Raw genomic sequence first — 14,057 nt, forward strand, 5'->3', positions numbered from 1 at the left:
ATAAAGTTTCGGAGGGTGATCGCATGAACAGGGCGACTTTTGCCCTTCTGGCAAGCGCGGCGGTGCTGGCGTCGCCGGCGGTGGCGCGCGAACGCTGGACGCCCGATCAGGCGAAGGCGTGGTACGGCCAGCAACGCTGGCTGGTCGGCGCCAATTATCTGCCCGCCACGGCGATCAACCAGCTCGAGATGTGGCAGCCCGAAACCTTCGATCCGGCGCGCATCGATCTGGAACTGGGCTGGGCCCAGAAGATCGGCATGAACACGATGCGCGTCTTCCTCCACGATCGGCTGTGGGACAGCGATCCGAAGGGGTTCGCCAAGCGCATCGACACGTTCCTGACGATCGCCCACCGGCACGGCATCAAGCCGCTGTTCGTCCTGTTCGACAGCTGCTGGGATCCCGATCCGAAGCTCGGGCCGCAGCATCCGCCGATCCCGGGCGTCCACAATTCGGGCTGGGTGCAATCGCCCGGCATTGCGGCGCTGGAAGACCCGAAGCAATATCCGCGGCTCGAAGCCTATGTGAAGGGCGTCGTCGGCGCCTTCGCCAAGGATGACCGCATTCTGGGCTGGGACGTATGGAACGAGCCAGACAATCCTTCCGAACAGTATAAGGACCAGCCGGCCAACAAGGCGCAGCTCGTCACGCAGCTGCTGCCGAGCGTGTTCGCGTGGGCCCGTGCCGCCAATCCCGTCCAGCCGCTCACGAGCGGCGTCTGGCTGGGCAAGGCGTGGGCGCCGGCCGATACGCACCGCCCGATCGAGACGGTGCAGTTGGGCCAATCCGACATCATCACCTTTCACGATTATGGCTGGCCGGAATCGATCGAGGCGCGGATCACCAAGCTGGAAGGCTATGGCCGCCCGATCATCTGCACCGAATATATGGCGCGGGGCGCCGGTTCGACCTTCGACGGCTCGCTTCCCGTCGGAAAGAGCCACCATGTCGGCATGATCAACTGGGGCTTCGTCGACGGCAAGGAGCAGACCCGGCTGCCGTGGGACAGCTGGCAGCGCCCCTACGTGTCGCAGGAACCGACATTGTGGTTTCACGACGTACTGCACACCGACGGCACGCCTTACCGACAGGCCGAGGTCGATCTTATCAGGAAGCTGACGGCGGCGACGAACTAGGCCGGAGCGCGCGGATCAGCCGAAGCGAAGCCTCGCTCGCGGACGACGACGCATAATGCCCCCTACCGCGCCGAAGCCGAGGAGCATCATCGCCCACGAGCCATTCTCGGGCACGGCGGCGATCTGGGCGACCGTCACCTTCGTGATGTCGTACACGACGAAAAAATAGCTCGGTGACCCGTTGCCGGCGAAAACCCCGCCGGTCCCACCGGGCGAGTCATAGGACAACGGCTCATCGACCGGCCGGTCGAAGACGTCATACGGCGTTCCGAAGCCGGTATTGTTTCCGACGGAGCGACTTAGACCGGTCGCGGGATCGTAGAAATTGATGTTCGTGGTGCGCGACGAAAAGGTATCGATGAAGCTTCGCGTCGCGGCCGCCTGATCGATCTGGTCCGATGCCGGAACCGACGTCGCGACGTCCGCAAAGAGATCCCCGATCTTCACGGTCGCCGTGATCGCAAGCTGGTCCGACGCGAGCGACTTGCTGGTGAGATCATATTCCTCGGCATGGACCGGGCCATAGCGATCCGATCCATCCGATGAGCTGAACTTGACGTCGGCCTTGGTCGGATCGATCGTGAAGACTACCGTGACCGGATCGCCGACAAGGTCAGCGCCGTTACCGAAGACAGAAGCGAAGTCTACGCCGACGCCCTGCCCGCTCGTCACCACTCCATTATAAGTCACCGTATAAGGGACCGTCGATCCGGCTTCCGAACCGAACAAAGCGGCGGTGACGAAGATCGCAGTCGATACAAGCTGACTGATGCGCTTCATGCGACTCTCCCCGGCAGGACAGTCCTTGTTTACCATATCGGCCAAACCATGAATATGGCCGACAGGCGAAACAACTTCCACGATATCAGGAAGACCAGCCTCCGTGATGACCTCGCTCGATGCCCGGCCGACGCCAAGCGAAGACGGCGCAATCGTTCGGCCTGCCCGTGACGACAATGTGTCGAACGCGCCGGGTGGCGGTTCGCGGGTAATCCGCTAGTGCCGAGCCGAAAGCGAACGAAGGATATCAGCCGGCATGGATGCTGCGGACGCAAAAGCTCTTCCCAAGCCCACCAGCGGGACCGGGCGCCGCCTTTCGCCCGAGCGCGCCGGGAATCTCGTCGACATCACCCTCGGCCACGTCGGCCGGCAATTCCCGTTCGGTCAAGGGGAGGTGCTGCTCGGCCCGGCGGACCTCGCGCTGACTCCGCGCGATTTCCATCCCATCTTCCACGGCAGCTACGACTGGCACAGCTGCGTGCACGGCTATTGGCTGCTCACCCGGTTGAACCGGCTCTATCCCGATCTGCCCCAGCGCGCGGCCACGATCGCACAGCTCGATCAGGCATTCACTCCGGCGAAGGTCGCAGGCGAGATCGCCTTCTTCAAGCGCCCCTTTGCCGAGGATTATGAGCGACCCTATGGCTGGTGCTGGTTCTTGAAGCTCGCTGCGGAGCTGCACGAACGCAAGGACGAGGCTGGACGCCGCTGGCTGGCAGCGGTGACGCCGATGGCGCGCTTCCTGGCCGGGCGTTTCGGCGACTACATCCAGAAGCTGCCCCGTCCGACGCGGGATGGTGCGCACCCCAACAGCGCGTTCAACATGGTGCTGGCGCTCGATTATGCCGACAGCTTCGGCGATGCGGCGTTGCGCGACCAGATAAGCCGGCGGGCGATCGACTGGTTTTCGGCCGACGTCGCCCCGACGCAGGTCGATTACGGCCCGATGGACTTCCTCTCGCCGATCCTGACCGAGGCCGAACTGATGCGGCGCGTGCTGCCGCGCGATCGCTTCCTCGCCTGGCTCGATCGCTACCTGCCGCGGCTGGCCGCCCGCGAGCCGGCGATCCTCTTCCAGGTCGCCGTCGTGACCGACCCGACCGACGGGGTTCTCGCCCATCTCGACGGCGTCAACCTCAGCCGCGCCTGGGCGATGAACAATCTGGCGCGGACGCTGGGGCAGGATCCGCGCGCCGAAGTGCTGCGACATACCGCCGCGACCTTCCTCGATGCCTCGCTCGACAAGGTGCAGGGCGGCTACATGAGCGAGCATTGGCTCTCGACCTATGCACTGCTCGCGCTGGAATCGATCGAGGAAGGCAAGTGATGGACAATTCCGGCATGACCATCGATCGCCGCGCGCTGCTGCGCGATGCCACGTTCCTGTTCGGTGCGGCGGCCCCCGCCGGCGTCGCGTCGGCCCGGCTGGCAGTGCCCGATCGCCTGGGCGCCGGGCTGGCGGGATCGTTCGCGGGTTTCGCCATGGCCGAGCTCAAGCGCGAATATCCCGTTCAGGCCGGCCTGTCGCGACTTGGCGTCGACGATCCGCTGTCGCCGCGCATCAATCACCCGATCTTCTACGGCAGCTTCGATTGGTCGACCGCCACGCTGAATTGCTGGATGCTGGCGCGGCTGGCGCGCCTTTACCCATCGCTGGCACAAACCGCCGGGATACGGGCCTATTTCGACCATGTTTTGTCGGCGGAGAAGGTCGCGACCGAGATCGCCTTCTTTGCGAAGCCCGACCGGCAGGGCTTCTCCAGGCCGGTAGGCTGGGGGCACGTGATGATGCTGGATGCCGAATTCGCGCGGCAAAAGACCGCGCAGGCCGCGAACTGGCACCGTCTGCTGACGCCGCTGGTCGACGATCTGAAGAGGCGCATGGTCGGGTTCCTCCCGAAGCTCGCCAATGCCGGCCGGAGCGGCACGCTGCCGCTGGGCCTCTCCCTGATGGCCTGCGCCGCGCAGACGACCGGCGATGCGGCATTTCTGTCGACGCTGCGCCATCATGCCGAACGGTGGTACGCGACCATGGTGATCGCACCGAATGCGACGGTGGGGGGCGAGGAAAGCGTCCCGGCCGAATTGGCCACCGCCGATCTGATGCGCCGCGTGCTACCCAAGCAGGAATTCACCGCCTGGTTTCAGCGGTTCGCACCGACCATCGAACAGCGGCAGCCGGCGATCCTGTTCGAGCCGTGCGCGCTGCAGGATCGCAGCGACTGGCGGATAACGCTCGCGACCGACCTGATGAACCTCCATCGATCATGGCTGCTCGGCAATCTCGGCAGGGCGTCCGAAGGGCGTCGCGCGCAGGTGCTGCTCGCTGCCGCCCACGCCCATTACATGGCCGGCATCCGTCATCTCGACGAGACCGACTATGGCCGCCGCAGCCTGCCGGCGCGGGCAGTGCTGGCGCTCCAGCAGGTGTAGACCCGACATTGCCCGGATCCTCCTTCTGAAGCGCCATCCCGAAATTCGGACATTGCGCGCTCAGAAACGCTCGCCGACCATCTCCTCGCTCTTGGCCCAGAGCGCCTTGGCGTGGTCGGGATCGAGCGCATAGGGACGAACACCGCCGCGGATGCCCGCGCCGTCCTGAATTTCGGCGACGTGGCAATCCTCGCAATAGCGGCCACCAATATCGTCCGCCGATGCGACGACCGCCGCCCAGACCGATGTCGCCGCGCCCTGGGGGATCGACTTATAGTTGAAGAGCGGCGCGCCGGCCGCCCGCTGCGTGTCGTTGATCGCGGCGATCAGCCGTTCGGTCGCCTCGGGCGTCATGTAGCGGCTGAGTTCGGTCTGGATGGCACCCGGATGGAGCGCGGTCGCGCGAATGCCCGCACCCCGATGGCGCCGGTCGAACTCCACCGCGAACAGGATGTTGGCGGTCTTGGAACGACCATAGGCCACCCATTCGTCGTAGGGCGTGCGCTCGAAATTGGGATCGTCGAGGTCGACATCGGCGAAACGGTGGCCAGCGGAGGACAGGTTCACCAGCCGCCCGCCGGGCTTCAGCAGCGACGCGATGCGATTGACCACGACGAAGTGGCCGAGATGGTTCGTGCCGAACTGGGTCTCGAAACCATCCTGGGTCTGGCTTTGCGGGCACGCCATGACGCCGGCATTGGCGATGATGACATCGAAGGGTCGGCCGTCCGCCACCAGCGCATCCGCGCAAGCCCGCACGCTGGCGAGCGATGCAAGGTCGAGCTCCACCAATTCCAGGGTCGCTCCCCCTGCTGCGGCCGCGTCGAGCCCCGCCGTCGCTACGCGCGCCTTATCCAGGTCGCGCGCGGCGCCGACCACGTGCGCACCATGCGCCATCAGCGCGCGTGCGGTCTCCACCCCGAGCCCGGCGGAGACGCCGGTCACGAGGATGCGCTTGCCGGTGAGGTCGATGCCATCGAGCACCTCGTCGGTGGTCGATTCCGCTCCGAATATCTTGGTCATAATTGCAGTCCTGCCTGATAGGATGATGCACGTGCGCGCAATCGCTACGCATCACCGAGATCGGCACGGTCGCGCTTGCGTTGAAGCCCGATCATATCGTTCTCTTGCCCGATCCTATCAGGACGCGCTCGGCGGCACGGGCGCCGCATTGCCTTGACGGTCGATCGTGACGATGTGGGACGGATGCACGAACAACTGGCCCGAATGCGCGCAATCGCCGAACGCCATGGCAACGGCGCGCGGCAGGATACGCCGCTTCCGCGCGTCGCGGTGCATGTCGGCTGCACGATGACCAAGCCGACGCCGGGCGTTTACGAGCCGGCGCTGTGCCTGGTCCTGCAGGGTGCCAAGCAGATCCTGATCGGCGATCGCACCCTCCGCTACGATCCGGCGAGTTACTTCATCGCCACGATCGATCTCCCCGCCTGCGGTTGGGTCGTCGAGGCGAGCCCGGCGCGGCCCTATGTCGCAGTGAGCATGAAGCTGGACCGGAGCACCCTGAGCTCGCTCATTCTCGACGTGCCCGGCGGGTCGGAGGGCGAAACCGCAGGCTTTGCGGTAAGCGCGGTGACGCCCGATTTGCTCGACGCATGGTCGCGCCTCCTCGCACTGCTGGACCGGCCGGAGGACGTGCCGGTGCTCGCGCCGATACACGAGCGCGAGATCCTCTACCGGTTGCTGCGCGGACCGCAGGGCGGCGTGCTGCGCCAGATCGCGCGTTCGGACAGCCGGCTCAGCCAGATCCGTCAGGCAATCGGCTGGATCCGGGCGCACTTCGACCGGACATTGCGCGTCGAGCAGCTCGCCGATCTGGCGGGAATGAGCCCCGCCTCGTTCCACCGCCACTTCAAGGCAGCGACCGCGATGAGCCCGCTCCAATATCAGAAGACGCTTCGGCTCCAGGAAGCGCGGCGGCTGCTCGTTTCGGGCGGCGATGCCGCGCGCGCCGCCCATATGGTGGGCTACGAGAGCGCCTCCCAATTCAGCCGGGAATATGCCCGGATGTTCGGCGCGCCGCCCGCTCGCGATGCTGGACGGCTGCGTGAGACGGGCATCGCCCAGGTCGGTGAAGCTGCCGACGCTTGACGGCAAGCGTTTCAGGCCGCCCCGCGACGGTCAGAGGCTCCCGACGAGGGCGGAGATCAACGGCCCATGACCTTGACGACCGAAGGATCGGCAGGACGCCACGCACCCTCGTACGTCAGCTTCCGCGAGCGATCATTCCAGACGAGCGTCGTGACCGATCCGGCACCCCGCTCATATTTGTAGGTCGTGCCATCGTCGGAAAACAGCGCGAACCTGCCGTCGGCGCCCGGATAGACGCGCACGGACTCGATCGCCTGCGGCTGGCTTGCGCTTTCGATCGCCGATCCCATCGGGACGATCGAGCCTGCGCGAACGAACAGCGGGATGGTGTCGATCGGCGCGGCCACCTCGATCGACGTGCCGCCTGCGAAGCGCTCGTTGGTCCAGTAATTATACCAGTCGCTGCCTGCGGGCAGGTAGACTTTCCGGCTTGTCGCCCCCTGCTCCGTCACCGGCGCGACCAGAAATGCCGGCCCGAACATATATTCGTCCTTGAGATCGACGACGTTCGGATCATTGGGGAAATCCATGAACAATGCGCGCATGAACGGCGCGCCCGTCTGATAGGTGCGATAGCCCAGCGCGTAGGTGTAGGGCATCAGCTGGTAGCGCAGCCGCAGATAAGCCGACAGGATCGGCTCGGCCGCCTTGCCGTACGACCAGACCTCGTTGTGCTGCCTTTCGCCATGCACCCGCATCACCGGCTGGAATGTGCCCCATTCGAACCAGCGGACGAACAATTCGGGATAATCTTCGTAGCGATCGACATTGTCGAGCACGTCGGACGGACTCAGTAACGGCGTGTGGTCCGCGCGATACGTGGCAGCAAGCGTCGGCGAGAAGAAGCCGGCAATGTCGGTATCCCAATAGGGCATGCCGCTGGCGGCGAAGTTCAGCCCGGCCGGGATCGAGCGCTTGAGCATGTCCCAGGTCGACGTGACGTCGCTCGACCAGAAGACCGTGCCGTTACGTTGTGCGCCAAGATAGGCGGCACGCGCGAGGATCAGCACGCGGCGCGAGTCGCCGAAGTCTCTGCGGAACCCGTCATAGACCGATGCCGTGTGGAACAGCGGATAGGCGTTGTAGTAACGGTTGCCGGATCCGATGGAGAAGACGTCCTTGGCCGGATCGATGTCCGGCTCGGTCTCGTCGAGCCAGATATAATCGAAGCCATACGGCTTCACGTAGCGATCCCGGATCGCTTCCCACCACCATTTCGCGGCTTCGGGGTTGGTCGTGTCGATGTTGGGGCCGACAGCATCCTTGAATCCGCCCTGGTCGGGGACGCCGTCCGGTCCGGAAACGAGCCATCCCTTCTTCACCAGCATGTCGTAATAGCGCGTGCCGGGCGAGAAATGCGGCCACACGCTCAACATCGTCCCGATGCCCATCGCGTGCAGATCGCGGTTCATCTTGGCCGGGTCGGGCCAGCGCGCGGGATCGAGATCGAGTTCGCCCTGACGCGTCATGTTCAGGAAATCGACCACGATCGTGTCGAGCGGCAGCTTCCGATCGCGATATCCGCTGGCGACATCCATCACCTGCTGCTGGGTGGCGTAGATGGCCTTGCTCTGGATATAGCCGTAGCCGGCCTTGGGCAGCAGATGCGCGACGCCCGTTAACTGCCGGTATGCCTGATAGATCTCGTCGCTGGTATCCCCGGCAATCACGAAGAACGACACGCGATCGCCGACCTCGGACGACCACTGGCTCTGCTGGTTGATCGCGAGATTAACCGTCGTCTTCGACGGATTGTCCCAGATCAGCCCATATCCACGCGTCGAGACCATGAACGGGATGCACACATTCTCCCCACCCGGCGCGCTATAATCGTGCCAGCAGCGGATCTGGTGCCCGCGCAGATCGAGCAGCCCCTGCTGCTGTTGTCCGAGCCCGTAGAAATGCTCGTCGGTCGCCGCATCGAACGTGGCCGAGACACGATATCCGGGATCGCTCGCCGCTGACGGAGCAGCCTGCCCCCCTGGAGCGGCGGCCGAATTGCGGGCCATCGACCAGCGCTGCAGGGTGAGCAAAGGCTTTCCGGCCGCGGTCGCGATCGACAGCATGTCGTTCAAGGGACCGGGGTGATTTCCTCCGCCGAAATAGACGTCACGCAGCGACTGGTTCAGCGGATCGAGCGGCATCGGACGGGGGGCCGGGAAATCGGCCGGGGCCAGACGCACGGTCATTCGCGATGAACGTATGACATCATAACCGTCCGCGCTCTTCTCCCGGGTCCAGCCGTTCGCCGACGGTAGCCCCACGAAGCCATATCCGGGTTTGGCCAGCGCTTCCGCACTCTTGCTGCTCATCGAAACGCGGACGATATTCGGGCCATAGGGCTCGATCACGATCGTCCTGCCGTCGCGCGCGATGACAAATTCACTGGCTGTCGCAGGGTCGGAGGCACAAGCAGGTTGCGCCAAGGGCATGACGGCAAGGACGAAGAGCGACGACGGGAGCACAGCCTTCATCGCACTGCTCAAAATCTTCGGACGCATCCCGTTCTCCTCGCCTCGATTATGATCGGACATCTTATTCGCGGGCGTTCGACGAAGCCGATGTTCCGGTTTCTCCGACGACGAAGCCCTGTGACCTTATGCGAGAAGCTTGCCGGCTTCGACCCAGGCCGCCTGCTCCTCGCGCGTTGAATACAATCCGCTGATAAGGTTGGTCCAATCCTTACGCCACGGGGCGGAGCAGGGTTCGTTCAAGGCCACTTCAAGCCGCACTGGCCGCCCCCCGCGAGGAATCTCCCGGCATTTTTCGTCGCTGGATCGTCCTTCCTCAATCGTCGTCCTGATCGTCATCGGACTCGAAGACCGCATCGATCTGCGCCTTGCTTCCGTGCAAGGCGGCGAGGCCCGACTTGCGCAGGCTCTTGTTGGCCTCGGGCACAGCCGCCTGCGCCTGCGTCCACTCACCTTGAAGCCGCGCCAATTGCTCCCCGACGACGCGAACCGCAGCCAGTTGCGCGCTCGTCGGGGCAGCCGCACCTTCGGTCACCTGCGAATAAAGCTGGTCGAGGTTGCGTTGCGTCGCGACAAGTCCGTCGCGGTCCCCGCTTCCCTTTCCATCCAGAACGGCCTCGAGCGCCTCGACCAGACGCTCGACCGCCGGGTCGTTGGCAGCCTTCGCCTGCTTGAGCTGAGCCAATTGCGATTGGGCCTCCACCAGCATCGCCGAAGCACGGGTCAAGGATTCGCTGACGGATAGGCCCAGCTCGAGCTGGTGCTGCAACCCCTCGGCGGGGGTTTTCACGCGCGGATCGGCCAGCAGCGTCAGCGGCTGATCCAGCGTCTTGCCGTCGGCGATGAGCCGGACGACGTAATCGCCCGGAATTGCCATCGGGCCCTGCGGCAGCCGCGGCGTCGCATGGGGCACTGCCGAGATCGGGTAACCGCGCCGCGCACTGCCCGCAGGCGCGGTATAGTTCAGATCCCATATCCAGCGATGCATGCCGCTTTTGCCCGACAATGCGTGGCGCGGGATCATCCAGTATGGCGGGACCAGCCCCTGCTTGATCTCCGCCTCGGTGATCTCTGCCGGATCGTCGCCGCGATAGCGGCGGACCAGCTTGCCGCGGCCGTCGAGGATTTCGAGCGTGACGGGCCCCTTGATATCCTGCGGCAAATAATAGTCGATGATCGCGCCTGCGGGCGGGTTCTGCCCGTTCGGTTCATCCGGCGGCATCGGCGTATCGGTCCAGGTACTGCGGGCCACGCGATAGGCCACAGCCGGCTTGAGCAGCGCCGCCTTCCCGGCCGCAGCGACGTCCATCTGGCGCAGCGGCGAGATGTCGTCGAGAATCCAGATCGACCGGCCATGCGTGCCGACGATCAGATCGTCGTCGTGGATCGCAAGGTCGCGCATCGAGGTGTGGGGCAGGTTAAGCTGGAGCGAGGCCCAACGGGCGCCGTCGTCGCGCGAAAACCAGACGGCCTTTTCAGTCGCTGCGAACAGCAGTCCCGGTTTTTTCGGATCTTCGCGCACCGCGTCGACTGCGGCATTGTCGGGGAGGCCGGCGACGATCGAGTCCCACGTCTTCCCGCCGTCGCGCGTGCGGAAGATGTAGGGGCGCTGATCGTCGACGCGCATCCGGCTGACCGAGATGTAGGCGACATTGCCGTCGAAATGCGACGCGTCGATCTGCGTGACCTTGCTCCACGCCGTCATCGTCGGCGGTGTGACGTTCGCCCAGTTCTTGCCGCCGTCGCGGCTCGTCCACACCAGCCCGTCGTCCGTGCCGGCCCACAGGATATTGCTGTCGCGCGGCGACACGCCGAGCGAATAGACCGTGCCGCGCTGGCTCTCCATGCCCGGGCCGTGCATCGCGCCGACGCTGGCGGGGAGGCCCGGTTTCTCGCGGGTGAGATCGGGGCTGATCGCGTCCCAGTTCGTGCCGCCATCGCGCGTGCGATAGACCTTGCTGGTGGCGTAATAGAGCGCATGCGGATCGGACGGCGCGAACAGGATCGGCTGGGTACGATCAACACGGTCGGCCCCCGTGACGATGGGAACGGGGGTGACGTCCTCGACGAGGCCGGTCGACCAGTGAAAGCGCGAGACTTCCGATCGGCCGGCGCCGTAGATCAGATCGGGATCCAGCGGATCGGGCGCCACCTGGGCATATTCGCTGGCGCCGACCGGATGCCAGTCGCGCACCGTCACCGCGCCATCGTTGCCGCGGCTCGAGATGCAGACCGATCCGCTATCCTGATAGCCGCCGCAGACGCGATAGGGGAACGTGTTGGTGGTCGCGGTGACGTGGTAAAGCTGGCCGGTGGCCTGATTGAACCACGTACTCCACGTCCTGCCGTGGTTCAGCGAGATCGTGACGCCCTGATCGACCGCATAGGCGACGATGTCGGGATTGGTCGGGTTGATCCAGACGTTCTGATAATCGTCGCCGCCCGGCGCACCGCGTACGGGGCTCCAGCTCTTGCCGCCATCGACCGATTTGATCGCCATGATGCCGGACATGTAGACCACGTCCGCATTCGTCGGGTCCGGGCGCATCGTCGGCAGATCGTTGCCGGTGATGCTCGCCAGCGGACGCGGGTCTTCGGTGATGCGGATCCAGGTCTCGCCGGCATCGTCGGAGCGGTACAGCCCGCTGCCGGGGCCGCCCTTGCCGCCGGTATCCGTGCGCGCCGACACGGTCGCGAAGAGCCGCTTCGGATTGGCGCTGCTGACGGTGACGATGACCTGCGCGGTGTTCGCGGGCAGGCCGTTCGTCAGCTTGCGCCACGTCGTGCCGCCGTCGGTCGACTTGAACAGTCCGCCATTGGGCCCCTGAAAGGCGTTGTGGTCTTCCCACGGGCCATGCCGATCCTGCCAGAGGCTGGCATAGACGGTCTGCGGCTGGGCCGGATCGATCGCGATCGAATAGGCGCCGGTGTCGTCATCCTTGAACAGGACGCGCTCCCACGTCTTGCCGCCGTCGAGCGAGCGATAGACGCCCCGCTCGGCATTGGCGCCGTAGGGGTGGCCGAGCACGGCGGCGAAGACGCGGTCGGGATTGGTGGGGTCGATCGCGAGATCGGGGATCTGCTGCCCGTCGCGTAGGCCGAGATGCGTCCAGCTCTTGCCCGCATCGGTCGATTTGTAGATGCCGTCGCCCACCGACAGATCGGGCCGATGCTGCCCTTCGCCGCTGCCGGCGTAGATGATGTCCGGATTTGACGGCGCCACCGCGATCGAACCGATGGATTGGGTGGGCTGGTCGTCGAAAACGGAGTGCCAGGTGTGCCCGGCATCGTCGGTCTTCCACACGCCGCCGTTGACCGGGCCGATGTAGAAGACCGCGGGCTGGGTCGGCACCCCCACCAGAGCCCGCGTCCGGCCACCGCGGAACGGCCCGATCATGCGCCACGCCATCTCGCCGGTGACGACCGCCGCTTCCGGTGGCCCAGCCACACTCGCGGACGACGCCGGTTTTGCCGCGAGACCGGCGGTGCCGGCCAGAGCCGCGGTGGAGAGCAAAAGTGCCAGAATGCGCATAGCGTTAGTCCAGAGCTGGAACCCGGCTGCCGCGCGTCGTGCTACGCCGCGCGGACCGGGCCGGAGGTTGATCGGCACCCATGGGCATGAAGTCCGGCGACGAGCCTAGACGCTACGACGACGATGACCAGTCCGAAGATTTCGAACCGATCGCCGGTTTCGGTGGCGGACATCGACGCTTCGCAACGGCGAGCGCGCCTACGACCATGTCTTGGAGAGCATGCGCGTGTATCTGCCGGTATCGCGGCCCTTCATTTGAAGCCGCCGATCTGCCGCCGGGCTTCGGTGAGCGCCAGAACCGCGGGCCAGTCGCACCTCGCGGTTGCGATGCTGATGTCGTCCGCGATGCGCGCCAAGGCCCGATCGCCAAATTGGCGTACATACCGCTCGGCAAGATCACGGATCTGATCCGACATCTGCGTGCCTCCACGCGGCTACGTACGACGCCGTCAGCAGTTCGGATTTCCAATCCGGACCAGTTTTGCGATCCGCCGGATGACCTTGCCCGGCCCGCTCGCGAACCTCGTCCGCCGCCGTACGGAGGAGGAGCCGTCCCGCCGAGCACCGCCCCGCTCGCTTCACCACAAGGATGTCATGACGATCCCGATAATCACCGCCAGGCCGGCCACGATCTGCTTGATGTGGAGCGTTTCGCGGAACAGCCGGTGACCGGCGATTGCGGCAATCGGCGCCTCGATCACACCCAGCGCGCGGACCGGGGCGGCCGGCGAAAGCGCCAATGCGACGAACCAGCCTGTCGAGGCGCAAGCTCCGCATGCTCCCGCCCCGAGCGAATTGCGCCAGTTGCGCAATACCGCCTTCACCGCGGCGGGGCTCACGAGCAGCAGGACCAACGTGAGGACCACCGCCTGCATGGCCTGCACGATCGAGACGCTCATGATCGCCGCGAACACCGGATGATCGGGCTCCATCGCGAGCGCCGCATGGCGGAAGGCATTGAGCGAGAAACCGAAGAACAGTCCGGACAACAGGCCGAACAATGCGCCCGACACGGCATGCCGCGTTGACGCCAGTTTCGACGGCCAGGTGAGCAGCGCGAGACCGACGGTCGTCACGGCGACGCCGATCCACGCAATGCCGCTCAGCCGGTCGTCATAGACCACGGCCCCGATGAGTGCCGCGAGCGGCAGCGAACTCTGCTGCAGGGCGGTGCCGACGGCGAAGCCGGCTCGCTGCATGGCGGCCAGCAACGCCGCGGTGGCAAGCACCTGCGACACAGCGCCCGCCACCGCCGAAAGCCAGAACGGCTCGCCGAAACTTGGGTGGGCCATCGGCACCGCGAGAAAAGCCAAGACCGTGAACAGGACCGAAAAGGGGAGCCCGAACAGGAACCGGACGAGCGTCGCGCCCCAAGGCCCGGCCGTACCCATGACACCGCGCTGAAGCGCGTTGCGCCCCACCTGGAAAATCGACGCCGCGACGGTTGCGGGAATCCAGAGAAATGAGAAGCTGAGCATCGTCCTCGCCGGCCGGTGCTGCCGGACCATCCAATCTGCGCCATCGCCCATGCGTCTTTCCGCCGGCGCCGTCCATCGCAGCGATCCGATCGCCGACGAGCCGATGCTGCGAACTCCA

Annotated in this window: 10 protein-coding genes; 4 read left to right on the forward strand and 6 right to left on the reverse strand. The window is 65.4% G+C overall.

What is annotated here, in order from left to right:
• Nucleotides 1-23: 23 nt before the first annotated feature.
• Nucleotides 24-1,136, forward strand: a complete 1,113-nt coding sequence (locus K8P63_RS12100) for a glycoside hydrolase 5 family protein (RefSeq protein ID WP_223796282.1) — start codon at nt 24-26, stop codon at nt 1,134-1,136.
• A 15-nt stretch (nt 1,137-1,151) separates the two neighbouring features.
• On the opposite strand, the gene K8P63_RS12105 is transcribed toward K8P63_RS12100, so the two are convergent.
• Nucleotides 1,152-1,916, reverse strand: a complete 765-nt coding sequence (locus tag K8P63_RS12105; protein ID WP_223796283.1) for a PEPxxWA-CTERM sorting domain-containing protein — start codon at nt 1,914-1,916, stop codon at nt 1,152-1,154.
• Between the two features lie 256 nt (nt 1,917-2,172).
• On the opposite strand from K8P63_RS12105, the gene K8P63_RS12110 reads away from it, so the two are divergent.
• Both K8P63_RS12110 and K8P63_RS12115 read left to right on the forward strand, forming a co-directional pair.
• A complete protein-coding gene (locus tag K8P63_RS12110) occupies nt 2,173-3,243 on the forward strand; it encodes a DUF2891 domain-containing protein (RefSeq protein WP_223796284.1) in 1,071 nt (356 codons plus the stop codon).
• Nucleotides 3,243-4,349 carry a DUF2891 family protein gene (locus tag K8P63_RS12115; RefSeq protein ID WP_223799813.1) on the forward strand — a complete coding sequence of 369 codons (1,107 nt, stop codon included), beginning with the start codon at nt 3,243-3,245 and terminating at the stop codon, nt 4,347-4,349. Before K8P63_RS12110 ends, K8P63_RS12115 begins: the two co-directional genes overlap by 1 nt.
• 60 nt (nt 4,350-4,409) lie before the next feature.
• Here the strand turns inward: K8P63_RS12115 and K8P63_RS12120 are convergent, their stop codons facing one another.
• On the reverse strand, nt 4,410-5,372 hold the full coding sequence (locus tag K8P63_RS12120) for an SDR family NAD(P)-dependent oxidoreductase (protein WP_223796285.1): 963 nt from the start codon (nt 5,370-5,372) through the stop codon (nt 4,410-4,412).
• 183 nt (nt 5,373-5,555) lie between these two features.
• Between K8P63_RS12120 and K8P63_RS12125 the strand changes: the two genes are divergently transcribed.
• Complete coding sequence (locus tag K8P63_RS12125; protein ID WP_223796286.1) at nt 5,556-6,458, forward strand: AraC family transcriptional regulator; 903 nt, start codon at nt 5,556-5,558, stop codon at nt 6,456-6,458.
• A gap of 56 nt (nt 6,459-6,514) precedes the next feature.
• On the opposite strand, the gene K8P63_RS12130 is transcribed toward K8P63_RS12125, so the two are convergent.
• The 4 genes from K8P63_RS12130 to K8P63_RS12145 all read right to left on the reverse strand — a co-directional run bounded on the left by K8P63_RS12130 (nt 6,515) and on the right by K8P63_RS12145 (nt 13,990).
• Nucleotides 6,515-8,647, reverse strand: coding sequence for a glycoside hydrolase family 31 protein (locus K8P63_RS12130; RefSeq protein WP_223796287.1), 2,133 nt, complete (start codon nt 8,645-8,647; stop codon nt 6,515-6,517).
• 598 nt (nt 8,648-9,245) lie between these two features.
• Complete coding sequence (locus K8P63_RS12135; protein WP_223796288.1) at nt 9,246-12,461, reverse strand: WD40/YVTN/BNR-like repeat-containing protein; 3,216 nt, start codon at nt 12,459-12,461, stop codon at nt 9,246-9,248.
• 251 nt (nt 12,462-12,712) lie between these two features.
• Nucleotides 12,713-12,877, reverse strand: a complete 165-nt coding sequence (locus K8P63_RS12140; RefSeq protein ID WP_223796289.1) for a hypothetical protein — start codon at nt 12,875-12,877, stop codon at nt 12,713-12,715.
• Between the two features lie 162 nt (nt 12,878-13,039).
• Entirely contained in the window at nt 13,040-13,990 is a 951-nt protein-coding gene (locus K8P63_RS12145) for a DMT family transporter (RefSeq protein ID WP_223796290.1), read from the reverse strand.
• Nucleotides 13,991-14,057: the final 67 nt, after the last annotated feature.

The sequence above is a fragment of the Sphingomonas nostoxanthinifaciens genome (assembly GCF_019930585.1).
In the GTDB taxonomy this organism is placed as follows: domain Bacteria; phylum Pseudomonadota; class Alphaproteobacteria; order Sphingomonadales; family Sphingomonadaceae; genus Sphingomonas_I; species Sphingomonas_I nostoxanthinifaciens.